The sequence below is a fragment of the Streptomyces sp. DSM 118878 genome, assembly GCF_052936595.1.
This window is the reverse complement of record NZ_CP193622.1, coordinates 2,632,047-2,655,764: the sequence shown is the minus strand read 5'-3', so window position 1 is coordinate 2,655,764 and position 23,718 is coordinate 2,632,047. Positions and strand designations below refer to the sequence as shown.

Sequence of the window (23,718 nt, the reverse complement as noted above, 5' to 3'; positions counted from 1 at the left end):
GCCGCACTCCGCGCGGCCCGCGCGCCGAACCGAACCCCGGGGGGACCTCTCCATGGCCGCAGACAAGATGGCCGCAGACAAGCGTGCCCAGCTCGCCGACGCCCGGCTGTACCTGTGTGTGGACGCCCGCAGGCGCCAGGGAGACCTCCAGGAGTTCCTCGACGCCGTCCTCGCGGGCGGCGTCGACATCGTGCAGCTCCGCGACAAAGGCATGGAGGCCGCCGAGGAGCTCGAACACCTCCAGGTCTTCGCCGACGCCGCCCGGCGGCACGGCAAGCTCCTCGCCGTCAACGACCGCGCGGACATCGCGCACGCCATCGGCGCCGACGTGCTGCACCTGGGCCAGGGCGACCTGCCCGTCCCCGCCGCCCGCGCCATCCTCGGCGGCAGCGACGACGTGCTGATCGGCCGCTCCACGCACGCCGAGTCCGAGGCCGCCGCGGCCGCGGTCCAGGAGGGCGTCGACTACTTCTGCACAGGACCCTGCTGGCCCACCCCCACCAAGCCGGGCCGCCACGCCCCGGGCCTCGACCTGGTCAGGTACACGGCCTCGCTCGGCACGGACCGCCCCTGGTTCGCCATCGGCGGCATCGACGCGGCCAACCTCGACGAGGTGCTCGAAGCGGGCGCCCGCCGCGTGGTCGTCGTACGGGCGATCACCGAGGCCGACGACCCGGGAGCCGCCGCCGCGGAATTCGCGAAGCGGCTGCGTACGGCCGTCTGAGCCGCGCTGCCGGCGGTCCACGGCTCATGTCGGGCCGAGGCCCGGCCCGTGTCCGGTCCGTGTCCGGTCGGTGTCCGGTCCGTTCCGGCCGTCCGGTCCGTGGACAAGAAAGCGGCAAAACAGGCCATTTCGCCAGGCCCAGTTGGGTGACCGCCGAGGCCTGGCTAACCTGCCGGTATGGCCCTAGGCACTGCTTCCACCAGGACTGACCGCGCACGCACCGTGCGCGACATGCTCGCGACCGGCAAGGCGACGTACTCGTTCGAGTTCTCCGCGCCGAAGACCCCGAAGGGCGAGCGGAATCTGTGGAACGCGCTGCGCCGGGTGGAGGCGGTCGCCCCCGACTTCGTCTCCGTCACCTATGGAGCGGGCGGCTCCACGCGCACCGGCACGGTCAAGGAGACGCAGCAGATCGTCGCCGACACCACGCTGACGCCCGTCGCCCACCTGACCGCCGTCGACCACTCCGTGGCCGAGCTGCGCAACATCATCGGGCAGTACGCGGACGCCGGGATCCGCAACATGCTCGCGGTCCGCGGCGACCCGCCGGGCGACCCGCTCGGCGACTGGGTCGCGCACCCCGAGGGCCTCACGTACGCCGCCGAACTGGTCGAGCTCATCAAGGAGTCGGGTGACTTCTGCGTGGGCGTCGCGGCGTTCCCCGCGATGCACCCGCGCTCGCCCGACTGGGAGAGCGACACCCGGCACTTCATCGACAAGTGCCGCGCCGGCGCGGACTACGCGATCACGCAGATGTTCTTCGACCCCGAGGAGTACCTGCGGCTGCGCGACCGCGTCGAGGCGGCGGGCTGCGACACGCCGATCATCCCCGAGATGATGCCGGTCACCAACGTCCGCCAGCTCGACCGGCTGCCCCAGCTCAGCAACGCCGTTTTCCCGGCCGAGCTGAAAGAGAGGATCCTCTCGGTCAAAGACGATCCTGCCGCTGTACGCTCCATTGGCATCGAGTTCGCGACGGAGTTCTGCGCGCGGTTGCTGGCCGAAGGTGTCCCTGGGCTGCACTTCATCACGCTCAACAACTCCACGGCGACGCTGGAAATCTACGAGAATCTGGGCCTGCACCGCCGGGCCTGAACGGCCCTACCCCCGTGCCCACGGGCGGCGGCCGTAGGGGAGAGGGGCGTAATGGGCTGGACGGTCCTCTACATCGCGTTCGGATGCGTCGCGCTGTGGCTGCTCGGCGAGGTGCTGCTGCAGTACAAGGCCAGGCTGCGCTGGCGGCTCCTGGCGTTCGTGGGCTTCCTCTGCGTGGTCGTCGGCGTGCTCATGCCGTCGGTGTGGGTCATCGGGCTCGGCGCCATCGCCTTCGCCACCGGCCAGACGTACGTGACGCTCTCGTTCCGCCAGGGCTTCTCCACCGGCTGGGCGCTCGGCGGCAAGCCGGGGCTGAGCAGGCGCCGCAAGGCGTCCGGCAGGTCAGCGGCCGTGCAGGAGCCGACGCTCCAGGTCTCCGACCTGGAGTACGAGCAGGCTCCCGACCAGCAGTTCGAGCCGGTCCCGCCGCCGCCCGCGCACGACCCGGGGGTCTACGCACCGGAGCCGATGCCCGACGACACCGGCCAGTACGGCGTCTACGACGACGCGGCGCACGCCCCGCCCGCCACCGGTGACGCCCACCAGGGCGCCGACCACGGCTACGACACCGCGGCCTTCGCGGGCTACGACCAGCCGGGTTACGACCAGCAGGGCTACGCGTACGGCGAGAGCGGGCAGCAGCAGTACGCCCCGTACTCCGACCCGTACATCGGCGGGCAGGGCTACGGCGCAGGGCAGGGCTACGACGCCTACGGCGGGCAGCAGCAGTACGCCCCGTACGGCGGCGACACCTACGGCGGGCTCGACGAGGTCTACAACGAGACCCCGCCCGGCGGCGTCTGGGTGCCCCAGCAGCGCTCCACCGAGGCGCAGTACGGCGGGGAGCTCCCGCAGGAGCAGCCGTATCCGTACGGGCACGGCGACGGCTACGACGGCCCGGACCAGGGCCCGAACTCGGGCTCAGGCTCGGGCCCGGGCCACCACCCGGACCAGAACGAGCAGCAGTACCGCTACTGACCCTCCGCCCGCTCACTGCGAGCCGCGGAACTCCGGCCCTTCGACGATCAGCCCGGCGACCAGCGCCCCCGACATACCCGCGTGGGGCAGTCCGCCACCCGGATGCGACCAGCCGCCGACGGCGAAGAGCCCCGGCAGCCGGGTGCCGTTGGCCGGATGCAGGAGCCCGCCGTCCGCCGCGGCGAGAGCGGGGGCGGGCACCGAGCCGCCGTCGGCGCCCGTGGCCTCGGCCACGTCGGCCGGCGTACGCACCTCGTGCCACAGCAGGCGGCTCCGCAGGCCGGGGACGGCGGCCTCGGCGCGGTCGATCAGCCGCTCCACGTCGGCCGGGGTGACCTCCAGACGCGCGGGCACCGTCACCGTGAGCGTCACCGCCTCGTGCGCGTCGTCCGGAGCGAGGCCGGGTCCTTCGGGGCGCAGCACCGTGAGGGAGGGGGCGGCGGCGAGGCCCGGCCGCTCCCCGAAGAGGTGGTCGAGCTCGGCCCCGCGGTCCGCCGCGTGCACCACCGTGCGGTGCGGTGCGGACTCGGGGCGGCCGCCGGACAGGGCCAGCAGAACCGTCAGGCGGCTCGGTGTCCCGGAGCGTCCGGGCACGTCACCCGCCGCCCGCACGTCCACGCCGCCCGGCAGCAGCCCGGCAAGCGCGGTGGGCGCGACGCCCGCGACCACGAAGTCGGCTTCCTCCGCCGTGCCGTCCGCGAGCTCCACGCCCGCGGCGCGGCCGTCCTTCTCCACGATCCGCGTCACCGCGGCGCCGAACACGAACTCGACCCGCCGGGCCAGGCACCGCTCGTACAGCGCCCGGGCCAGCTCACGCATGCCGCCCCGCACCGCCCAGACACCGAAGGTCTGTTCCATGTACGGCAGGACGGCCGCGCTCGCCGGGGTCGTCCGTGGGTCGAGGCCGTGCGCCAGGGCGAAGTGTTCGAGGAGCGCCACGAGGCGGGGGTCGCCGCCCAGCTCCAGCTCGCCGATCTCGCTGACCGTGGCCGCGCGGCGGTCGCGGCGCAGCAGCCGCTTGTGGACCACGGCGGGATACGGCTCGCGGGCGCCGAGCACCGTCCAGTCGTCGAAGAGCGGCTCCTCCAGGAGGGGGCGGCGGGTGCGGTCCCACGTCTCCCTCGCACGGTTCATGAACGCCGCCCAGCGGGCCCCCGAGCCGTCGCCGAGCGCCTTGTCCAGGGCCTCGCCGATGCCCGCGCGCGAGGCGTTCGGCAGGTCGGTGACGGTGCCGTCCGCGAAGACGTGCCGCACGGCGGGCTCCACCTGGGTGAGCTCGACGCACTTCTCCAGGGGCTCCTTGCCGGTCTTGACGAACACGTCGCGGTAGACCGCGGGGAGCTGGAGCAGTCCCGGTCCCGTGTCGAAGGCGAAGCCGTCCCGCTCGAAGCGGCCGAGCGCGCCGCCGTACGTCTCCCCGCGTTCGTACACCACCACCCGGTGGCCCGCGACGGCGAGCCGGGCGGCGGCCGTCATCGCGCCCATCCCGGCGCCGATCACCACAATCCGTGCCATGCCAGGGACTTTATCGGCCGCCACTGACAGTGACACCGGAGCCCCTCGCGCTCAGCCGGGCGGCGGCCCCGCGCGGCCCGCGAGCCGCCTCTCCTCGCGCCGCTGCGCCCTGCGCCGCAGGAACCGGCGGATGCGGGAGACGAGGAGGACGAGGAGGAACAGGCCGAGCACCAGGAGTACACCCGCGATGATCGCGGCGGCCTCCGGATGGAACATGGCGAAGGAGATGATCCCGCCGACCCCGAGGTCCTCCGCGATGCTCAGCACGACGTTGCTGAACGGCTCCGGCGAGGTGTTGACCGCCATCCGCGTCCCGGCCTTCACCGCGTGGCTGGCCAGCGCGGTCGAGCCGCCGACGGCCCCCGCCGCCAGATCGGGGAGCGAACCGCTCTGCCCCGCGAGCAGCGCCCCGACCACGGCTCCGGAGACCGGCCGGATCACGGTGTGCACGGAGTCCCACACCGAGTCGACGTAGGGGATCTTGTCGGCGACGGCCTCGCAGGCGAAGAGCGCTCCGGCGGCGATCAGGACGTCCGGCCGCTGGAGCGCCTCAGGGACCTCGTCGCTGACGCCGGTCGCGCCGAAGACGCCGAGCAGCAGGACAACGGCGTACGCGTTGATCCCGCTGGCCCAGCCGCTGGTGAACACCAGGGGGAGTACGGACACGGACGCGATCGTAACCACTGCCGGAGCGGACCGGCCTGAGGTCGCGCGCGCATGCCTGAGTACGCGTACCTAGGAGAAGAGATGAGTACGCGCGCGGATGGGCCCTCACCTGCAAAGACGGAAGAGTGAGGGCCACGGAGAAGGGCGTGGCGCCGGTACCGCCGACACGGGGCGGCGGAACAGGCGCCACACCCTTGCCCGCTCCTCCCGCCACCAGGCGGGGGCGAGGTACGGGGGTGACTCGGGGGACGACCACACGGGGGTCGCACGGGGGTCACGGGGGACGTGAGAGGCGCCGGTCCGGTGCCGCCCGGAGACGGGGGGCCGACGGACCGGCGCTGTCGCGCGCGGCCCTTGAGCGGACGGGCGAGCGCCGCTACGCGCGCGTGCCGCTCACACGGCCCTGGAGCAGCCGGGACAGCGCCGCGTGCACGTCGTCGAGCGAGCGCTGGGGCTGGAAGGCCTGCCAGTCGAGGGCGGCGACCAGCACCATGCCGACGAGCGCGGCGGCCGTCAGCGGGATGTCGATCTCCTCGCTCAGCTCGCCGTTGCCGACGCCCGCGCGCAGCACGTCCTCGACCACCGCGACCGCCTGCTGTCTGACCACCAGGAGCGTGGACTGCCAGGCCCGGTTGGTCCGCCAGAGCTCGGCCACGTAGAGCTGCGTGAAGGCGGGGTAGCGGTTGATGAAGACCAGGCCGGCCCTGATCATCGCGTCGAGCGCGTCGACCTTGCTGCCGCCGGCCCGGTCCGTCTCCTCTGCCGCCTCCTTCAGCGAGGCGGCCAGCAGGCCGACACCGTGCCGCAGCAGCTCTTCGAAGAGGACGGACTTGCTCGCGAAGTTGTAGTAGACGGTGCCCTTCGCGACCCCCGCACGCTCGGCGATCTCGTCGACCGTCGTCGCGGAGAAGCCCTGTTCCGCGATGAGGGTGACGGCGGCTTCGTAGAGCTTCTGCCGGGTGGCCTCTCGCCGACTGCCGGCCGCACTGCTGTCCATGGCCCTGATTCTCACAGGTCCCGCCGCGCCCCCAGCGCGGGCTCCGGGCGGACCCGGCCCCGGGCCACGCCTTCCCGCACACCGGCGATATGGGCGAAAGGCCAGGTCAAGGCCGATTGTCAGTGGGGTACTTCACCATGGGCACATACGGCCACTGTGCCGTCACACGACGACAGGAGGTTCGTCATGGCCAGCTCTTCCGCAGCAGCCGCACGCCGGCACCGCGCCGTCGGCGCCGCTCCCTCACTGACCGGCCCGGCGAGCGATGTCCACCCCGTCCTGCGCCGCGCGACCGCCCCGCCCGCCGCCCTCGAACTGCTCGGCCAGGCCCGCGCCGGAATCGAAGAGGCGGCCCGCCTCGACGCCCCGAACGAGCGCTATGCCACCGCCCACCTCGCCGCCCTGCGCACCGCGGCCGCCGTCCTCGCCGCGCGCGGCCGGCCCGAGACGACCCCGCGCCGCAGGCAGCGCATCCGAAGCGCCTGGGAAGTCCTCCCCGAGATAGCACCCGAACTGACCGAGTGGAGCGCCCTCTTCGCCTCCGGCGCCGCCCGCAGGGCCCGCGCCGAGGCGGGCATCCGGGACGCCGCCACCGCCCGCGACGCCGACGACCTGTTGCGGGACGTGGCGATGTTCCTGCGTCTGGTCGAGCGGATGCTGGTGCTCCAGCCCGTACTGCCCCAGCCGAGGCAGGAGCCGCCCGCGGCCGGAGAGGGGCCGCCCTTCACTTCCCATTAGGGTGGGAGCTGTTCGCACCCCACGCGCCGAGGAGTCAACTGCCGTGTCGGACCCGATGCGCCCGCCCGTCTCCCACCACCACGCTCAAACGGCATCGCTGCGCTCCGACCCCTCCCGTCCCCGCGCCTCTCTCCGTACCGCCGTGGTCTGGGACGTCCTGAAGGAAGCCCTCGACCGCCGCGTCAAGGTCACGGGCCGGGAGTCGCGCGCCGAGCTCGACGTGCTCGACACCGGGGGCGGCAGCGGCAACTTCGCGGTGCCCGTCGCCCGCCTCGGGCACCGCGTCACGGTCGTCGACCCCAGCCCCAACGCGCTGTTCGCGCTGGAGCGCCGGGCCGCCGAGGCCGGAGTCGCCGACCGGGTGCGCGGTGTCCAGGGCGATGTGCTCGGCCTCTTCGACGTGGTCGGGCGCGGCGGCTTCGACGCCGTCCTGTGCCACGGCGTCCTGGAGTACGTGGACGACCCGGCCGAGGGCGTGCGCCTCGCCGTCGACGCGCTGCGCCCCGGCGGCATCCTCAGCCTGCTCGGCGCCGGACTCGGCGGTGCCGTGCTCGCGCGGGCCCTCGCGGGCCACTTCACGGAGGCGCGGACGGCCCTCGCCGACCCGGCGGGCCGCTGGGGCGAGGGCGACCCCGTGCCGCGCCGCTTCACCGCCGAGCAGCTCACCGCGCTCGTCGAGGCCGCGGGCGTCCGCGTCGACGCGGTGCACGGTGTCCGGGTCTTCGCCGACCTGGTCCCGGGCGTCCTCGTGGACACCGAGCCCGGCGCCATGGAGGCCCTGCTCAAGCTGGAGGCCGCGGCCGCCGAGCTGCCCGCCTTCCACGCCGTGGCCACCCAGCTCCATGTGCTCGGCGAGGTCCAGGAGACGGCCGGAGCCTGAGGTGCGCCGGTGGCTGCCCCGCTGATCAGGGGCGCAGCCGCACATGGAGTACGCCACAGGCCCCCCGAACGGGCTACTGGCGCCGTATGATCGAGGGACACCGTCCTGCATGACAGTCCGGCCGCTGGGGAATGCACGCTTCAGCGGGCCGGAGGGGCATGAAGGCCGGTTTGGCGAAGTTGGCGCAGAGGGGCGGGTTTCACGGGGGCGATTCCCTGCCTATCCTGAAGGGGACCCCCGGTCGCCCCGGCGACTGCACGATGAGGAGGACTCCGTGCCGCTCTCGGAGCACGAGCAGCGCATGCTCGAGCAAATGGAGCGAGCGCTGTACGCCGAAGATCCCAAGTTCGCGACAGCGCTTGAGGGAAGCGGGCTGCGTACGTACACCCGGAAGCGGGTCTACCAAGCGGTCGCGGGCTTCCTGGTGGGCATCGCCCTTCTCATGGCCGGAATGGTCGCCCAGCAGATCTGGATCAGCGTGGTGGGTTTTCTCGTCATGCTGGGCTGTGCGGTGCTCGCCGTCACCGGTTGGCGCAAGGCCCCGAAGCCCGGTGAACAGGGCTCTGGAGCCGCCGCCGCGCAGGGTGGGCCGCAGGCTCGACGGCAGACAAGGCAGCGCCGCTCCGTCATGGACCGTATCGAACAGCGGTGGCAGCGCCGCCGCGACGAGCAGGGCGGCCAGTGAGCGAGGCCCTGCCGGGCTGAGCCGGAAGGCATTGTGCTGTACGTGAGGGGTGACCGCCACCGGGCGGTCACCCCTCACGCGCGTGCGCGCCACGGGTAGGACAGGCCCCCAGCCCCCAGGGCAGCCTCCCGTGGCCCCGACCCCTCAGCCCTCCTGCCGCGCCCGGCGCGGCAGCTTCCTCGTCAGGGCCGTCCACCGCTCGGTGACCCGCTCGCTCCACCGTTCGCTCAGCGCCGACCAGCGTTCCGAGGCCGCCCACACCACCCGAGCGGTGGAACGCGGGGCGAGCGTCGCCCGCAACCGGATGGAGCGGGTCGCCGAGGCGCGCAGCCCCTGGCGTATCCGTCGTACGTCGTCGGAGAGCCCCGACACGGGCTGCGGGGACGGGGCGTACAGCACCTGTTCCACCGCGGTCGCCAGCCGGTGCGCGGCCGCCGCGGGCTCCGTCGACAGCTTGCCGATGCGGACGATCCGGGCGGCGGCCTTGCGCGGCGTCAGCGACTCGTCGGGCAGGATGCCGTGGTCCCACGCGGTGTCGGTCGCTTCGAGCCAGGCGGCGAGTGTCCGCGCCGCCGCGGCTTCCGGTGTGGGACCGCCGGCCCCACGCGCCCAGCCGCCGACCGGGGCCTGTCCGTGCGGCCCCGTCGCCAGCCGCACCGACTGCACCCGGGTCCGCCACAGCAGCGGCGACAAGAGCGCGAACAGCAGGAGCAGCGCGGCCACCGAGAGGGCCACGATCTTCCCGACGGGCGGCCCGCCGCTGCCCGACCCGGCCGCGATCTCCGGAGCCGCGCTGGTGCAGCCGCCCTGCTTCGCCAGGTCGGGCGGGCAGCTCTCGGCGGCCGAAGGCGCCGTGGAGGGCTCGGCGGCGGCCGAGGGCTCCGGCATGTCGGGGTCACCGGCGTCGCCGGGGACGACGTCGGAGCGGGTGTACTCCGGCACCGAGCCGCGGTTGGGCGTCGGCTCGAAGCGGGTCCAGCCCACGCCCTCGAAGTACAGCTCGGGCCAGGCGTGCGCGTCCCGCAGCCCCACCGACATGGTGCCGTCCGCCTGCGCGGAGCCCGGCGTGAAGCCCACGGCGACGCGGGCCGGGATGCCGAGCGTCCGCGCCATGGAGGCCATCGCGAAGGAGAAGTGGACGCAGAAGCCCTCCTTCTGCTCCAGGAACCTCCGGATCGCGGAAGGACCACTGCCCGCCTTGACCTGGGTGTTGTACGTGAAGCCGCCGTCGGAGGCGAAGTAGTCCTGGAGCTTGACCGCCTGCTCGTACGGGTTCGCGGCGCCCTTGGTGACCTGGCGGGCCCGGTCCGCGACCATCCCCGGCAGGGACTCCGGGACCTCGGTGAACTCCTCCCGCAGATCGCTGGGCGGCGCGGAGGCGTTCGCGAGCTGCTCGGCCGTGGGCTCCACCACCAGGCTCGTGACCTGGTACTTCGCGCCCCGCGTGGTCTGTCCCCGGTCGCCGACGAGAGCGCGGCCCACCGGCTCGTACCGCCAGCGGCCGCCGATCTGCACGTTGCTGGCGGGGAAGGGCATGGGCAGCCAGTTCTGCGCATAGCTCTCGGAGGCCGAGAGGGTCGTCCGGACCTCGCTCCTGCGCACGTCGGCGGCGAGCCCCCGGGGGGTCGGCAGCGGTGAGGGCACGTCCTCGATGCGCCGCACGGTCGTCTTCCAGGTCGTACCGTCGAACTGGTCGAGCGAGACGATGCGCAGATACTGCTCCGCGGTCCGCTCGGCGTTCGTGCGGTACGAGATGACCTCGCGGTCCTCCGGCTGGTTCAGGCTGTCCTGGAGGGCGACCAGCGGGTTCACGGCGGAGATCGTCCCGCCGCCGCCCGAGCCGTCGCCCCCGGGGCCGCCGTCGCCGCCCAGCAGCCCGCCGTCGAGGGCGGGCAGCGCGAGCGGCACCACCAGGGCGATGCCCAGGGCCAGGGCGCCGATACGCCGTCCGGTGCGGACCGGGGCGATCACCCCGGTGCTGCTCTCCAGGCCGCCCGAGACCCGCCCCGGCGCGCGCGCCGCGCCGCCGAACACCCGGCCCCACTGCGAGAGCCTGTCGCGGCCCTCCGCGAGCAGGAGCAGCAGATACCCGGCGGCGGCCAGCAGGAACCACAGCCATCCGGCGCCGTCACCGGAGAGGCCCGCCGCGACCGAGTACAGCGCGAGCAGCGGGAGCCCGGCGGGGGCCGCCGTACGGAAGGTCACCGCGAGGGCGTCCACCGCGAGGCCTATCACCAGGACGCCGCCGACCAGCATCAGCCGGATGCCGTCGCTGAGCGGCGCCGGGATCGCGTACCGCCCGACGTCGTCGGCGCCCGCCTCCAGGAGCAGCCCGAAGCGGCGGAACACGTCGGGGCCCGGCAGGAACCCGGCGACGGCCTGCCGGCGGGCGAAGACCAGGGTGAGCAGCAGCAGCGTCACCAGCGCCTGCACCGCCACGGTGAGCGGCCTGGCCAGCGGCGCCCGGCGGGCCAGCGCGCCCACGCCGCTCTGCAGCGCGAGCAGGATCACCGCTTGCAGGAACCACGTCGCGGGGTCGACGAGCGGCAGCATCGCGCTCGACGCCATCAGCGTGGCCGCGGTGGCGCAGAGCGACAGCCGCGCGCGTCCGCTCATGACGGTCCCCCTACTGTCGTACCCACTGTCGTACGTACTCGCCGTCCGGGACGGCCTCTCATGCCCAGCCCCCGGTCGTCGTCCCGGTGGCGGGTGCGGGGCCCGCGCTGGTGCGGGCGAGGTCCGCCTGGCGCCACAGGTCCGTCAGGCTCGCGCCCGGCGGCACGGGCAGGGCCGTCCAGCCGGCCTCGCGCAGCATCCGCACGCGCGCGTCACCGTTATCGGGGGGAGCGTTGCCCGGGCCCTGGGCCCAGGCCGTGCTGTCCAGGACGAAGGCGACCGCGGAGCCGCTGCGCTGGCGCATCTTGCCGACCACGGCCGCCTGCTCCTCGTCGAGGTCGCCGACGAAGGCGACGAGGAGGCCTTCGTTGCCCCCGCGCAGGACGTCGTAGGCGCGGGAGAGTCCGGCGCCGTCGGAGTGGTCGATCACCGCGAGGGTGTCCATCATCAGCCCGGCCGCGTCCGCCGACTCCTGGCCGGCACCCGCGAAGCCGTCCGAGCCCTCGCCGGGCAACGATGTCCCGGTGTCGGTGAGGAGCCGGACCGAGAAGCCGCGCTCCAGCATGTGCACCAGGGTGGAGGCCGTGCCCGAGACCGCCCATTCGAAGGCCGAGTCGGGGCCCGCGCCCCGGAAGCCGACGCCCCGGGTGTCCAGGAGCACCGTGCAGCGGGCGCGCTGCGGCTGCTCCTCGCGGCGGACCATCAGCTCGCCGTAGCGCGCGGTGGAGCGCCAGTGCACCCGGCGCAGGTCGTCGCCGTGGCGGTACCCGCGCGGGATGACGTCGTCCTCGCCGGCGAGGGCCAGCGAGCGGTTGCGCCCGTCGCCGTACCCCTTGGCCTCGCCGGTGAGCCGCACCGGGGGCAGCGCCTCCACGCGCGGGATGACGGTGAGGGTGTCGTACGTCGAGAAGGAACGCGTCAGCTCGCACATGCCGAACGGGTCCGAGAGGCGCAGTTGCAGCGGGCCGAGCGGATAGCGCCCGCGCAGGTCGGAGCGGACGCGGTAGGACACCTCGCGGCGGCCGCCCGCCTCGACGCGGTCGAGCACGAACCGGGGCCGGGGTCCGAGGACGTAGGGCACCCGGTCCTGGAGCATCAGGAGACCGGTGGGCAGCCGGGAGACGTTGTCCATGCGCAGGTGGACGCGGGCCTCGGAACCCGCGGGCACGCGCGCGGGGGAGAGCCTGCGGCTGCCCGCGACGCGGTACCGGGTGCGGAAGAGGACGACGGCGCAGACCAGCGGCAGCACGGCGAGCAGCAGCCCCACCCGCAGCAGATCGCTCTGGCCGAGGACATAGGCACAGATGGCGGCGGCGACGCCGGCCGCGAGGAAGGAGCGCCCGCGGGTGGTCAGACCCGCGAGGGCCGTGCGCAGCCCGCCCTTGTCGTCGTCGGCGGGACCGCTCGGCTGCCCCCCGGCAGCCATCACAGCCTCCGGGCGCCGGGCGGCTGCTGGTTGAAGAACCCGCCGGGGGCGGGCTGGGCGGCGGCGGGGACCGGGGTGTGCTGGAGGATCTCCAGGACGACCTGCTCGGCCGTGCGCCGGTTCAACTGGGCCTGTGCCGTGGGCAGCAGGCGGTGCGCGAGGACCGCGACGGCCAGGGCCTGCACGTCGTCAGGGAGGGCGAACTCCCGGCCGCTGAGAGCCGCGGACGCCTTGGCGGCGCGCAGCAGGTGCAGCGTCGCGCGCGGGGACGCCCCGAGTCTCAGGTCCGGGTGGTTGCGGGTCGCCGCGACCAGGTCCACCGCGTACCTGCGCACGGTGTCGGCGACGTGGACGGTGCGGACGGCGTCGATGAGCTTGACGATCTCGTGGGCGTGCGCCACCGGCTGGAGGTCGTCCAGAGGGGAGGCGCCGCCGTGGATGTCGAGCATCTGAAGCTCGGCCTCCGGGCCCGGATAGCCGATGGAGACGCGTGCCATGAAGCGGTCGCGCTGCGCCTCGGGCAGGGGGTACGTGCCCTCCATCTCCACCGGGTTCTGGGTGGCGATCACCATGAATGGGCTCGGCAGTTCATAGGTCTGCCCGTCGATCGTGACCTGGCGCTCCTCCATGGACTCCAGGAGCGCGGACTGCGTCTTCGGCGACGCGCGGTTGATCTCGTCGCCGATCACGATCTGCGCGAAGATCGCGCCCGGCTTGAACTCGAAGTCCCGGCGCTGCTGGTCGAAGATGGACACACCCGTGATGTCCGAAGGCAGCAGGTCCGGCGTGAACTGGATCCGCCGCACGGAACAGTCGATGGAGCGCGCGAGCGCCTTGGCCAGCATGGTCTTGCCGACGCCCGGCACATCCTCGATGAGCAGGTGCCCCTCGGCGAGCAGCACGGTCAGCGAAAGCCGTACGACCTCCGGCTTGCCCTCGATCACGCCTTCCACCGATCCGCGGACGCGCTCCGCGGTGGTGGTCAGATCAGTGAGGCTCGCTCGATCGTCATAGGTCGTCACCCGGCCCTCCTCGGCCCTTCCCCAAGCTCTCAAGGAGCAGGGATTCCCCATTTCCGGGCCGCTCATTGCGCGCGGCCCGGCCCACCCCGAATTCACCGGCACCACGCGTGATGGTTCCGCGTGGTGCCACCCCCGCATTGTTGTTGGGCATAAGGGGTTGTGTCACTCGCCTGTGGATAACTGGCGCCGATTTGTCGGGTCTTACGACTCTTTGTCAGTCATGCACGGTGTCACGTGGGATCGGTGTCACGCGGGATCGATCTCGCGCAGGAGACCCGTCTTCACGTCGAACACGAATCCGCGTACGTCGTCGGTGTGGAGGAGGAAGGGGGAGGTCCGCACGCGGCGGATGGACTGCCGGACGTCCTGGTCGACGTCGCGGAACGACTCCACCGCCCACGCCGGACGCTGTCCGACCTCCATCTCCAGGTCGTGCCGGAACTCCTCGGTGAGGGATTCGAGGCCGCAGGTGGTGTGGTGGATGAGGGCGACGCTGCGGGTGCCGAGGGCGCGCTGGCTGATGGTCAGCGAGCGGATGACGTCGTCGGTGACGACACCGCCCGCGTTGCGGATGGTGTGGCAGTCGCCCAGTTCGAGGCCGAGCGCCTCGTGCAGGTCCAGGCGCGCGTCCATGCAGGCGACGACGGCGACGCGCAGGACGGGGCGGGCGTCCATGCCGGGATCGGCGAAGCCGGCGGCGTACCTCGCGTTGGCTTCGACCAGGCGGTCGGTGACCGAGCCGACGGCTATGTCGCCGAGCGGCTCTGCGGGAGTGGGGCCCGAGGGAGATGCGGAAGTCGACATGGGGACGACGTTAGTGCGCACTGATCGCCGCGGCGCGTCGTGGGAAGGGACAAAGAACGTCAAAGACTCTTGTTGTGAGGTAACCCACACGAGTGTCGTAAGGGGCACTGTTCGAGTGACTTCTCCCTTTTCGTCGCCTTTATCGGTTTGGTCGGCGACGCGCAGGCCGGTTGATTGACCGGGAGACGCGGTGGACTAAAGTGACGCGAAGCGGGAGCCGCGACCTGCTCCCCGCTGGACCGCACATCCCGGGGGTTCCCCGGAACCCCCACGTGCGCGGCGCGTACGTACGGCTCGGCCTCCTCCCGCTCCGGTCGGCTGACGCCATTTCCCGGCGCCGGCGGGCCATTCCCCTTCACGGAGCGGGCGGGGACCCGGCAGTGCGTACGGACGCCGCGCCGGACCTGAGAGGGCCCCTTGACCGACAACAGCCGACACGTCCCGGTGATGCTCCAGCGGTGCCTGGACATGTTGGCCCCCTCGCTCGCCGAGCCGGGCGCGGTCGTCGTGGACTGCACCCTCGGCCTCGGCGGCCACAGCGAGGCCCTGCTCTCCACCTTCCCCGCCGCCCGCCTCATCGCCCTGGACCGGGACAAGGAGGCCCTGCGCCTCTCCGGTGAGCGGCTCGCCCCCTTCGGCGACCGGGCCACCCTCGTCCACGCCGTCTACGACGAACTGCCCGAGGTGCTCGACCGCCTCGGCGTCCGGCGCGTGCAGGGCGTCCTCTTCGACCTCGGCGTCTCCTCCATGCAACTCGACGAGGCCGACCGGGGGTTCGCGTACGCCCAGGACGCGCCCCTGGACATGCGCATGGACCAGACGACCGGCATGAGCGCCGCCGAGGTCCTCAACACGTACGCGCCCGGCGAACTGGTGCGGATCCTGCGCCAGTACGGCGAGGAGAAGCAGGCCAAGCGGATCGTGGGCGCCGTCGTGCGCGAGCGCGAGAAGGAGCCGTTCACCAACAGCGCCCGCCTCGTCGAGCTGATCCGCGACTCCCTGCCGCAGGCCGCCAAGCGCACCGGCGGCAACCCCGCCAAGCGCACCTTCCAGGCCCTGCGCATCGAGGTCAACGGCGAGTTGAGCGTCCTGGAGCGGGCCATCCCCGCGGCCGTCAAGACGCTCGCCGTCGGCGGCCGTATCGCCGTCCTCTCGTACCACTCGCTCGAAGACCGGCTGGTGAAACAGGTCTTCGCGGCCGGTGCGACGAACAGCGCGCCCGCCGGTCTGCCCGTGGTCCCGGAGCGTTACCAGCCGCGGCTCAAGCTGCTGACCCGCGGTGCCGAACTGCCCACCGAGGAAGAGGTCGCCGAGAACCGCAGGGCGGCGCCCGCCCGGCTGCGCGGCGCCCAGCGCGTACGCGAAGACGTCGGTTGAGCCGGTAGGCCCGCAGAGGGCGGATCAGGCCGCCAGGCCCCATGAGCAGAGTCCGCGAGGAGGCTCCATGAGCAGGAAACCCGAGCTGCGGGGGAGGGCCGCCCGCCTCGCGCGACTGCTGCCGCAGGGCCCGGCCCAGGCCGCACGGGCCCCCTTCGTCCTCCTCGTCGTGCTGCTCCTCGGCGGCGGCCTGATCATGCTGCTCATCCTGAACTCCTCGCTCAACGAAGGCTCCTTCCAGCTCAGCGAGCTGAAGAAGCGGACCAAGGACCTCACCGAGGAGGAACAGCAGCTCCAGCGCGAGGTGGACGGCTACGCGGCCCCCGACGCCCTCCAGCGCCGCGCCGACGAGCTCGGCATGGTCCCCGGCGGCGACCCCGCCTTCCTGAACCCCGACGGAAGCGTGCGCGGCGTGCCCCGCACCGCCACCGGGCAGCCCGCGCCCCGCCCGCAGGGGGCGCCCGCCCCGGTCGTCATCCCGCAGGCCCCGGCCGCGCCCCCCGCGCCGCGGCCGCAGGCCCCGGCGCCGCCCGCCCCCACGAACCCCGGCAGGTGATGACAAGTGTCCGACAGGGAACCCCCGCGGCGCCGCGTGCCAGGGCCGGCGAAGCCCGTGCGCCCCGCCGCCGCCCGCCGCCCGGCGTCCGGCAAGCGGCCCGCGTCCGGCAAGCGCCCCGCCGCCCGCCGCCCCGCGGCCAAGGGCAGGGCCCGCACCATCCGCCTCGGCAGCCCCCGGCCCCGGCTGCGCATGGTCAGCCTCGGCCTGACCCTGGTGATGCTCGCCTTCGTCGTACGGCTGCTCCAGGTGCAGGCCGTCGACGCCGGCGCGTACGCGGCCAAGGCCGAGGAGAACCGCTATTTCACCCACACCCTGACGCCCGAGCGCGGGCGCATCACCGACCGCGGCGGCGTCGAGCTGGCGGCCAGTGAGGACGCGTACGACATCACGGCCGACCCCTCGCTGTTCACGCCGAAGGAGATGGAGATCAAGGACGCGCCGGAGCAGGCCGCCGCGCTCCTTGCCCCCATCCTCGGCCAGGACGCGGCGAAGATCACCGCGAAGCTCAAGACCCCGGACACCCGGTACGTCCTGCTGGCCCGCCGCCAGACCCCCCAGGTGTGGAAGCAGATCAAGGACCTGCGCGGAGCCCTCGCGGAGAAGGCGACCGCCGACCCGGACTCGCCGAACGTGCTGGCCGGCGTCCTCGCGGACCCCAGCAGCAAGCGGGTCTACCCCAACGACGACCTCGCCGCCGGGATACTGGGCTGGGTCAACGCCGAGGGCAAGGGCGCGGGCGGCCTCGAACAGAAGCTCAACAAGAAGCTGGCGGGCGAGGAGGGCAAGATCCGCTATGCCCAGTCCGGTGGCCGGCAGGTGCCGACCGCGGGCTCCATGGAGACGCCCGCCGTGCCCGGCTCCGACGTCGAGCTCACCATCGACCGTGACATCCAGTGGGCCGCGCAGAACGCCATCAGCGAGCAGGTCGAGAAGTCCGGGGCCGACCGCGGCTACGTGCTGGTGCAGGACACGCGGACCGGTGAGGTCCTCGCGATGGCCAACGCGCCCGGCTTCGACCCCAATGACCTCTCGCAGGCCAACGGCAGGGCGCTCGGCAACGCCGCGCTCCAGGACGCCTTCGAGCCCGGCTCCACCGCCAAGGTCATGTCGATGGCCGCGGTCCTCGAGGAGAACGCGGCCACGCCCGACACCCATGTCACCGTGCCCAACCGGCTGCACCGCGGCGACCGCCTCTTCCAGGACGACATCGACCACCCCACCTGGTCCCTGACGCTCAACGGCGTGCTCGCCAAGTCCTCCAACATCGGCACCATCCTGGCCACCGGCGAGCTGGGCAAGACGCAGAAGGAGGCCAACGAGGTCCTCCACTCCTACCTGCGCAAGTTCGGCATCGGCAGGGAGACCGGGCTCGGCTTCCCCGGCGAGACGCCCGGCATCTTCGCCTCCGCCGACAAGTGGTCGACCTCGCAGCAGTACACGATCCCGTTCGGCCAGGGCTTCTCGATCAACGCCATGCAGGCCACCTCGGTCTACTCGACCATCGCCAACAACGGCGTACGCGTGGAGCCCACGCTCGTGCGCGGCACCAAGGGCCCCGACGGCCGCTTCACGCCCGCCCCCAGGCCGAAGAAGACCCGGGTGGTGAGCGACAAGACGGCCAAGACCCTGGCGCGGATGCTGGAGTCGGTGGTCGACGACGAAGAGGGCACCGGCAACAAGGCCCGCATCCCCGGCTACCGCGTCGCGGGCAAGACCGGTACGGCCAACCGGGTCGACCCCGTGACCGGCCGCTACCAGGGCTACACCTCGTCGTTCGCCGGTTTCGCGCCGGCCGACAAGCCGCGCGTCACCGTCTACTGCGCGATCCAGAACGCCACCCGGGGCAGCTACTTCGGTGGCCAGATCTGTGGCCCCATCCACAAGAAAGTCATGGAGTTCGCCCTCAAGACGCTCCAAGTCCCGCCCACCGGCAAGGGCCCGGCCCGCCTTCCGGTGACCTTCTAGCCCTCGGACCGACTCCCCGGGCCGACTGCCCGGACCGACTTCCCAGACCGACTCCCCAGACCGACCAGGAACCGCCCGTGACAACGATCACTCCCGGCCCGGGGAACCACCCCTCGCCACACCGCCCGCTTCGCCCCGCGGGGGGTGAGCCCGGTACGCTCACCGCCGTGCCACACGCTGATCAGTCCCAAACCACCCAGAAGGGCGCTCCCGTGACATACCCGGGACCGCCGCGGCCTGAGCAGGTCTCCGCGGCTTCACTGACGGAGCTCGCAGGCGGTCTCGGCGTCGATGTCCAGGGCGACGCGGAGATCACGGGCATCACGCACGATTCCCGCGCGGTGCGCCCCGGTGACATCTACGCCGCGCTGCCCGGCGCCCGCATGCACGGCGCCGACTTCGTCGCGCAGGCCGCCGACCTCGGGGCCGCGGCCATCCTCACCGACCCGACGGGCGCCGAACGCGCGGCCGTGAGCGGTCTGCCGGTCCTGGTCGTCGACAGCCCCCGCGCCGTCATGGGCGAGCTGGCGGCCACGGTCTACGGCCGGCCGGGCCGCGGCCTGCTCCAGATCGGCATCACCGGCACGTCCGGCAAGACCACGACCGCGTACCTCATCGAGGGCGGCCTCAAGGGACTGCGCTCGACCGGGCTGATCGGCACCGTCGAGACACGCATCGGCGACGAGCGCATCAAGTCCGAGCGGACGACCCCCGAAGCCACCGACCTCCAGGCGATGTTCGCGGTGATGCGCGAGCGTGGCGTCGAGGCCGTCGCGATGGAGGTCTCCAGCCACGCCCTGGTGCTCGGCCGGGTGGACGGCTGCGTCTTCGACGTCGCCGTCTTCAACAACCTCAGCCCGGAGCACATGGAGTTCCACTCCGGCATGGAGGACTACTTCCAGGCCAAGGCGCAGCTCTTCACCGAGCGCCGCTCCCGCCTCGGCGTGGTCAACTTCGACGACGAGTACGGGCGCCGGCTCATCACCGAGTCGGAGGTGCCCGTCACCACCTTCTCCGCCGAGGGCCACCCCGACGCCGACTGGCGCGCCGAGGACGTCCACGTCGGACCGCTCGACTCGACGTTCGTCGCCGTCGGACCCAAGGGCGAGCGGATCAACGCCAAGTCGCCGCTCGCGGGCCCCTTCAACGTCGCCAACACCCTCGCCGCGATCGTCTCGCTGGCCGTCGCGGGCATCGACCCGCAGCAGGCCGCCGACGGCATCGGCGCGGTGCCCGGCGTGCCGGGCCGCCTGGAGCGCGTCGACGCGGGCCAGCCCTACCTCGCCGTCGTCGACTACGCCCACAAGACGGACGCCGTCGAATCGGTCCTGCGCGCGCTGCGCAAGGTCACCGAGGGCAAGCTGCACATCGTGCTCGGCTGCGGCGGCGACCGCGACAAGACCAAGCGGATGCCGATGGGCGCGGCCGCGGCCCGCCTCGCCGACACCGCCGTACTGACCTCCGACAACCCCCGTGGTGAGGACCCCCTCGCGATTCTCGCCACGATGCTCGCCGGCGCCGCCGACGTGCCGGCCCACGAGCGCGGCGACGTCGCCGTCTTCGAGGACCGGGCCGAGGCGATCCGCGCGGCCGTGGTCCGTGCCAGGCCCGGTGACACCGTGCTCGTCGCGGGCAAGGGCCATGAGCAGGGACAGGACATCGCCGGGGTGGTGCGTCCCTTCGACGACCGCCTCGTGCTTCGCGAAGCTATCCAGCAAACCCAGGGATGAAGTTGTGATCGCCCTCTCCCTCGCCGAGATCGCCACTGTCGTCGGCGGGCAGACGTACGACATACCGGATCCGGCCACCTCGGTGACCGGACCGGTCGTCCGTGACTCCCGTGAAGTGGCGCCCGGCAGCCTCTTCGTCGCCTTCGTCGGCGAGCGCGTCGACGGCCACGACTACGCGGCCGACGTGATCGCCGCGGGTGCGGTCGCCGTGCTCGCCTCGCGGCCGGTCGGCGTGCCCGCCATCGTCGTGGACGACGTGCAGGCCGCGCTCGGCGCCCTCGCCCGCCATGTCGTGGAGCGGCTCGGCGCGACCCTCGTGGCGCTGACGGGCTCCGTCGGCAAGACCAGTTCCAAGGACCTGCTCGCGCAGGTGCTCCGGCGCAAGGCACCCACGGTCTTCACGCCGGGCTCGCTCAACAACGAGATCGGCCTGCCGCTGACCGCGCTGAGCGCCACCGACGAGACGCGCTTCCTCGTCCTGGAGATGGGGGCGCGCGGAATCGGCCATATTCGCTACCTCACGGAACTGACGCCGCCGAAGATCGGCCTCGTCCTGAACGTCGGCACCGCCCACATCGGCGAGTTCGGCGGCCGCGAGCAGATCGCGCAAGCGAAGGGTGAACTGGTCGAGTCGCTGCCCGAGGACGGCGCCGCCGTCCTCAACGCCGACGACCCGCTGGTGCGCGCCATGGCTTCGCGCACGAAGGCCCGCGTGCTCCTCTTCGGAGAGGCCGACGACGCCGACGTACGTGCCGAGAATGTCCGGCTCACAGAGAACGGACAGCCCGCTTTTACGCTGCACACACCCTCCGGGTGCAGCGACGTGACCTTGCGGCTGTACGGTGAGCACCACGTGTCGAACGCGCTTGCCGCGGCCGCCGTCGCCCATGAGCTGGGCATGTCCGTGGAAGAGATCGCCCTCGCGCTCTCCGAGGCGGGCACGCTGTCCCGCTGGCGGATGGAGGTCACCGAGCGCCCGGACGGTGTGACGGTCGTCAACGACGCCTACAACGCGAACCCCGAGTCCATGCGAGCGGCCCTGCGCGCGCTCGCGGCCATGGGCAAGGGACGTCGTACGTGGGCGGTGCTCGGTCACATGGCCGAGCTCGGGGACGAAGGTCTCGTCGAGCACGACGCGGTCGGACGCCTTGCCGTCCGGCTCAACGTGAGCAAGCTCGTGGCAGTCGGGGGCAGGGAAGCGTCCTGGCTCCAACTGGGCGCATACAACGAGGGTTCGTGGGGTGAGGAGTCGGTGCACGTGTCCGACGCACAGGCGGCGATCGACCTGCTGCGCAGCGAGCTGCGCCCAGGAGACGTCGTGCTGGTGAAGGCTTCCAGATCGGTCGGGCTCGAGCGGGTCGCCACGGCGCTGCTCGACGACGCCGCGGCGTCTTCTGAGGGGCAGGTCTCCGGCCGATGAGGCAGATCCTCTTCGCGGGTGTGATCGGGCTCTTCCTGACCCTGGTCGGCACTCCGCTGCTGATCAAACTGCTCGCCCGCAAGGGCTACGGCCAGTTCATCCGGGACGACGGCCCGCGCGAGCACCACAGCAAGCGCGGTACGCCGACCATGGGTGGCATCGCCTTCATCCTGGCCACGCTCATCGCGTACTTCCTCACGAAGATCATCACCGGCACGGAGACCACGCTCTCCGGCCTCCTGGTGCTCTTCCTGATGGCGGGCATGGGCCTCGTCGGCTTCCTCGACGACTACATCAAGATCGTCAAGCAGCGGTCGCTCGGTCTGCGCGCCAAGGCGAAGATGGCCGGTCAGCTCATCGTCGGCATCGGCTTCGCGGTGCTCGCGCTCAACTGGCCGGACAACCGCAACCAGACCCCGGCCTCCACCAAGCTGTCGTTCGTCACGGACTTCGGCTGGTCGATCGGCCCGGTCCTGTTCGTGGTCTGGGCGCTGTTCATGATCCTCGCGATGTCGAACGGCGTGAACCTCACCGACGGCCTGGACGGCCTCGCCACCGGCGCCTCGGTGATGGTCTTCGGCGCGTACACCTTCATCGGTGTCTGGCAGTACCAGGAGTCCTGCGCCAACGCCACGACGCTGACCAACCCGCAGGCGTGCTTCGAGGTCAGAGACCCGCTCGACCTGGCGGTCGTGGCCTCCGCGCTGATGGGCGCCTGCTTCGGCTTCCTGTGGTGGAACACCTCGCCCGCCAAGATCTTCATGGGCGACACCGGCTCGCTCGCCCTCGGCGGCGCGCTCGCCGGCCTCGCGATCTGCTCCCGCACGGAGCTGCTGCTCGCGCTGCTCGGCGGCCTCTTCGTGATGATCACCATGTCGGTGGTCATCCAGGTCGGCTCGTTCAAGATGACCGGCAAGCGGGTCTTCCGGATGGCGCCACTCCAGCACCACTTCGAACTCAAGGGGTGGTCCGAAGTCCTTGTCGTGGTCCGCTTCTGGATCATCCAGGGCATGTGCGTGATCGTCGGCCTCGGACTCTTCTACGCGGGATGGGCAGCCGAAAAGTGACCACTGCGCCCGACTGGCAGGGCATGAACATCACCGTCGCCGGTCTCGGCGTGAGCGGCGTCAGCGCCGCCCGCGCCCTGGCCGGCCTCGGCGCGTCGGTGACCGTCGTGGACGGCGGCTCGTCGGCGGGGCACGAGGAGCGCGCCGCCGCCCTGCGGGCCGACGGCGTCTTGGTACGCCTGGGGGACGCGGCGACCCTGCCGCCCGGCACCGACCTGGTGGTGACCTCTCCCGGCTGGCCGCCGTCGGCGCCGCTCTTCGCGGCGGCCGCGCGGGCGGGCGTGTCCGTCGTCGGCGACGTCGAGATCGCCTGGCTGCTGCGCGGCCCCGACGCGGCGCCCTGGCTGGCCGTCACGGGCACCAACGGCAAGACGACGACCACGCAGATGCTCGCCTCGATCCTCGCCGCAGAGGGCCTGCGCACGGCCGCCGTCGGCAACATCGGCACCCCGATCGTCGACGTGGTCCTGGAGGGCGACGACGCGTACGACGTGCTCGCCGTCGAGCTGTCCTCCTACCAGCTCCACTGGGCGCCCTCCCTGCGCGCCCACTCCGCGGCCGTCCTGAACCTGGCGCCCGACCACCTCGACTGGCACGGCTCCATGGAGGCCTACGCGGCCGACAAGGGGCGCGTCTACGAGGGCAACCACGTGGCCTGCGTCTACAACGTCGCCGACGAGGCGACGGAGGACCTGGTCCGCGGGGCCGACGTCGAAGAGGGCTGCCGCGCCATCGGTTTCACGCTGAACGCGCCCGCGCCCTCGCAACTCGGCGTCGTCGAGGGCATCCTCGTCGACCGTGCCTTCGTGCCGGACCGCCAGAAGCAGGCCCAGGAGCTCGCCGAGGTCTCCGACGTGCGCCCGCCCGCGCCCCACAACATCGCCAACGCGCTGGCCGCCGCGGCCCTCGCGCGCGCCTTCGGCGTGCGCGCCACGGCCGTCCGCGACGGGCTGCGCGCCTTCCGCCCCGACGCCCACCGCATCGAGCACGTCACCGACGTGGCCGGCGTCGCCTACGTGGACGACTCCAAGGCCACCAACACCCACGCGGCCCAGGCCTCGTTGGCGGCGTACGAGTCGATCGTCTGGATCGCCGGCGGCCTCGCCAAGGGCGCCACCTTCGACGAGCTCGTCGCCGGGTCGGCGAAGCGGCTGCGCGGGGTCGTGCTGATCGGCGCGGACCGGGCGCTCATCCGCGAAGCCCTCGCGCGACACGCCCCCGAGGTCCCGGTCGTCGACCTCGACCGGACCGACACTGGGGCGATGTCCGAGGCGGTACGGCGGGCGGCGGAGCTTGCCGGGCCCGGAGACACCGTCCTGATGGCCCCGGCCTGCGCGTCGATGGACATGTTCACCAACTACAACAAGCGTGGTGAAGCGTTCGCGGAGGCCGTCCGCGAACTCGGCCCCACGCGCGCCTGACCGGGTCTGAAGGTCCGGCCGGCGCCGGACACA

20 protein-coding genes are annotated in these 23,718 nt (G+C 72.6%); 13 read left to right on the top strand and 7 right to left on the bottom strand.

Features of this window, described 5'->3' with window-relative positions; genetic code table 11:
• Positions 1–52 precede the first annotated feature (52 nt).
• The 3 genes from thiE to ACRAKF_RS11560 all read left to right on the top strand — a co-directional run bounded on the left by thiE (position 53) and on the right by ACRAKF_RS11560 (position 2,797).
• On the top strand, positions 53–724 hold the full coding sequence (thiE, locus tag ACRAKF_RS11570) for a thiamine phosphate synthase (RefSeq protein ID WP_447036871.1): 672 nt from the start codon (positions 53–55) through the stop codon (positions 722–724).
• A gap of 177 nt (positions 725–901) precedes the next feature.
• Positions 902–1,819: a methylenetetrahydrofolate reductase [NAD(P)H] gene (gene metF / locus ACRAKF_RS11565; RefSeq protein WP_447036869.1), complete on the top strand. Its 918-nt coding sequence runs from the start codon at positions 902–904 to the stop codon at positions 1,817–1,819.
• A gap of 51 nt (positions 1,820–1,870) precedes the next feature.
• Positions 1,871–2,797, top strand: coding sequence for a hypothetical protein (locus ACRAKF_RS11560; protein ID WP_447036867.1), 927 nt, complete (start codon positions 1,871–1,873; stop codon positions 2,795–2,797).
• Positions 2,798–2,809: 12 nt separating this feature from the next.
• On the opposite strand, the gene ACRAKF_RS11555 is transcribed toward ACRAKF_RS11560, so the two are convergent.
• The 3 genes from ACRAKF_RS11555 to ACRAKF_RS11545 form a co-directional block, all read right to left on the bottom strand.
• Positions 2,810–4,312, bottom strand: coding sequence for a phytoene desaturase family protein (locus tag ACRAKF_RS11555; RefSeq protein WP_447036865.1), 1,503 nt, complete (start codon positions 4,310–4,312; stop codon positions 2,810–2,812).
• A gap of 51 nt (positions 4,313–4,363) precedes the next feature.
• Complete coding sequence (locus tag ACRAKF_RS11550; RefSeq protein WP_447036864.1) at positions 4,364–4,978, bottom strand: DUF4126 domain-containing protein; 615 nt, start codon at positions 4,976–4,978, stop codon at positions 4,364–4,366.
• 376 nt (positions 4,979–5,354) lie between these two features.
• Complete coding sequence (locus tag ACRAKF_RS11545; protein ID WP_447036863.1) at positions 5,355–5,975, bottom strand: TetR/AcrR family transcriptional regulator; 621 nt, start codon at positions 5,973–5,975, stop codon at positions 5,355–5,357.
• Positions 5,976–6,161: 186 nt separating this feature from the next.
• Here ACRAKF_RS11545 and ACRAKF_RS11540 point away from each other — a divergent pair, with 186 nt between their 5' ends.
• The 3 genes from ACRAKF_RS11540 (at position 6,162) to ACRAKF_RS11530 (ending at position 8,278) form a co-directional block, all read left to right on the top strand.
• Entirely contained in the window at positions 6,162–6,713 is a 552-nt protein-coding gene (locus ACRAKF_RS11540) for an SAV_6107 family HEPN domain-containing protein (RefSeq protein WP_447036862.1), read from the top strand.
• Between the two features lie 43 nt (positions 6,714–6,756).
• Entirely contained in the window at positions 6,757–7,593 is an 837-nt protein-coding gene (locus ACRAKF_RS11535) for a class I SAM-dependent methyltransferase (protein ID WP_447036861.1), read from the top strand.
• 274 nt (positions 7,594–7,867) lie between these two features.
• On the top strand, positions 7,868–8,278 hold the full coding sequence (locus ACRAKF_RS11530; protein WP_447036860.1) for a DUF3040 domain-containing protein: 411 nt from the start codon (positions 7,868–7,870) through the stop codon (positions 8,276–8,278).
• Positions 8,279–8,422: 144 nt separating this feature from the next.
• Here the strand turns inward: ACRAKF_RS11530 and ACRAKF_RS11525 are convergent, their stop codons facing one another.
• The 4 genes from ACRAKF_RS11525 to ACRAKF_RS11510 all read right to left on the bottom strand — a co-directional run bounded on the left by ACRAKF_RS11525 (position 8,423) and on the right by ACRAKF_RS11510 (position 14,146).
• Positions 8,423–10,894 (bottom strand): transglutaminase family protein, encoded by a 2,472-nt coding sequence (locus tag ACRAKF_RS11525; protein ID WP_447036859.1) that lies wholly within the window; start codon positions 10,892–10,894, stop codon positions 8,423–8,425.
• Between the two features lie 58 nt (positions 10,895–10,952).
• Positions 10,953–12,320, bottom strand: a complete 1,368-nt coding sequence (locus tag ACRAKF_RS11520) for a DUF58 domain-containing protein (protein ID WP_447036858.1) — start codon at positions 12,318–12,320, stop codon at positions 10,953–10,955.
• Positions 12,320–13,342, bottom strand: coding sequence for an AAA family ATPase (locus ACRAKF_RS11515; RefSeq protein WP_447036857.1), 1,023 nt, complete (start codon positions 13,340–13,342; stop codon positions 12,320–12,322). Before ACRAKF_RS11515 ends, ACRAKF_RS11520 begins: the two co-directional genes overlap by 1 nt.
• 246 nt (positions 13,343–13,588) lie before the next feature.
• Positions 13,589–14,146: a beta-class carbonic anhydrase gene (locus tag ACRAKF_RS11510; protein ID WP_447036856.1), complete on the bottom strand. Its 558-nt coding sequence runs from the start codon at positions 14,144–14,146 to the stop codon at positions 13,589–13,591.
• A gap of 417 nt (positions 14,147–14,563) precedes the next feature.
• Between ACRAKF_RS11510 and rsmH the strand changes: the two genes are divergently transcribed.
• From rsmH to murD, 7 genes are all read left to right on the top strand, one after another.
• On the top strand, positions 14,564–15,523 hold the full coding sequence (gene rsmH / locus ACRAKF_RS11505) for a 16S rRNA (cytosine(1402)-N(4))-methyltransferase RsmH (protein ID WP_447036855.1): 960 nt from the start codon (positions 14,564–14,566) through the stop codon (positions 15,521–15,523).
• A gap of 67 nt (positions 15,524–15,590) precedes the next feature.
• A complete protein-coding gene (locus tag ACRAKF_RS11500; RefSeq protein WP_447036854.1) occupies positions 15,591–16,079 on the top strand; it encodes a cell division protein FtsL in 489 nt (162 codons plus the stop codon).
• Between the two features lie 6 nt (positions 16,080–16,085).
• Entirely contained in the window at positions 16,086–18,047 is a 1,962-nt protein-coding gene (locus ACRAKF_RS11495; protein ID WP_447036853.1) for a penicillin-binding transpeptidase domain-containing protein, read from the top strand.
• A 77-nt stretch (positions 18,048–18,124) separates the two neighbouring features.
• Entirely contained in the window at positions 18,125–19,777 is a 1,653-nt protein-coding gene (locus ACRAKF_RS11490) for a UDP-N-acetylmuramoyl-L-alanyl-D-glutamate--2,6-diaminopimelate ligase (RefSeq protein WP_447036852.1), read from the top strand.
• A 4-nt stretch (positions 19,778–19,781) separates the two neighbouring features.
• The gene (locus ACRAKF_RS11485) at positions 19,782–21,197 is read left to right on the top strand and encodes a UDP-N-acetylmuramoyl-tripeptide--D-alanyl-D-alanine ligase (RefSeq protein ID WP_447036851.1); all 1,416 of its coding nucleotides are present in this window, start codon (positions 19,782–19,784) and stop codon (positions 21,195–21,197) included.
• Positions 21,194–22,264 (top strand): phospho-N-acetylmuramoyl-pentapeptide-transferase, encoded by a 1,071-nt coding sequence (mraY, locus tag ACRAKF_RS11480; protein WP_358584294.1) that lies wholly within the window; start codon positions 21,194–21,196, stop codon positions 22,262–22,264. Before ACRAKF_RS11485 ends, mraY begins: the two co-directional genes overlap by 4 nt.
• Positions 22,246–23,685 carry a UDP-N-acetylmuramoyl-L-alanine--D-glutamate ligase gene (gene murD / locus ACRAKF_RS11475; RefSeq protein WP_447036850.1) on the top strand — a complete coding sequence of 480 codons (1,440 nt, stop codon included), beginning with the start codon at positions 22,246–22,248 and terminating at the stop codon, positions 23,683–23,685. Before mraY ends, murD begins: the two co-directional genes overlap by 19 nt.
• Positions 23,686–23,718 lie beyond the last annotated feature (33 nt).

Excerpts from the sequence above, each read along its gene's own strand:
- metF (WP_447036869.1), top strand. The coding sequence starts at position 902 with ATGGCCCTAGGCACTGCTTCCACCAGGACTGACCGCGCACGCACCGTG.
- murD (WP_447036850.1), top strand. The coding sequence starts at position 22,246 with ATGGGCAGCCGAAAAGTGACCACTGCGCCCGACTGGCAGGGCATGAAC.
- mraY (WP_358584294.1), top strand. The coding sequence starts at position 21,194 with ATGAGGCAGATCCTCTTCGCGGGTGTGATCGGGCTCTTCCTGACCCTG.
- ACRAKF_RS11525 (WP_447036859.1), bottom strand. The coding sequence starts at position 10,894 with ATGAGCGGACGCGCGCGGCTGTCGCTCTGCGCCACCGCGGCCACGCTG.
- ACRAKF_RS11540 (WP_447036862.1), top strand. The coding sequence starts at position 6,162 with ATGGCCAGCTCTTCCGCAGCAGCCGCACGCCGGCACCGCGCCGTCGGC.
- ACRAKF_RS11555 (WP_447036865.1), bottom strand. The coding sequence starts at position 4,312 with ATGGCACGGATTGTGGTGATCGGCGCCGGGATGGGCGCGATGACGGCC.
- ACRAKF_RS11560 (WP_447036867.1), top strand. The coding sequence starts at position 1,871 with ATGGGCTGGACGGTCCTCTACATCGCGTTCGGATGCGTCGCGCTGTGG.
- ACRAKF_RS11500 (WP_447036854.1), top strand. The coding sequence starts at position 15,591 with ATGAGCAGGAAACCCGAGCTGCGGGGGAGGGCCGCCCGCCTCGCGCGA.
- ACRAKF_RS11510 (WP_447036856.1), bottom strand. The coding sequence starts at position 14,146 with ATGTCGACTTCCGCATCTCCCTCGGGCCCCACTCCCGCAGAGCCGCTC.
- ACRAKF_RS11545 (WP_447036863.1), bottom strand. The coding sequence starts at position 5,975 with ATGGACAGCAGTGCGGCCGGCAGTCGGCGAGAGGCCACCCGGCAGAAG.
- thiE (WP_447036871.1), top strand. The coding sequence starts at position 53 with ATGGCCGCAGACAAGATGGCCGCAGACAAGCGTGCCCAGCTCGCCGAC.
- ACRAKF_RS11520 (WP_447036858.1), bottom strand. The coding sequence starts at position 12,320 with ATGGCTGCCGGGGGGCAGCCGAGCGGTCCCGCCGACGACGACAAGGGC.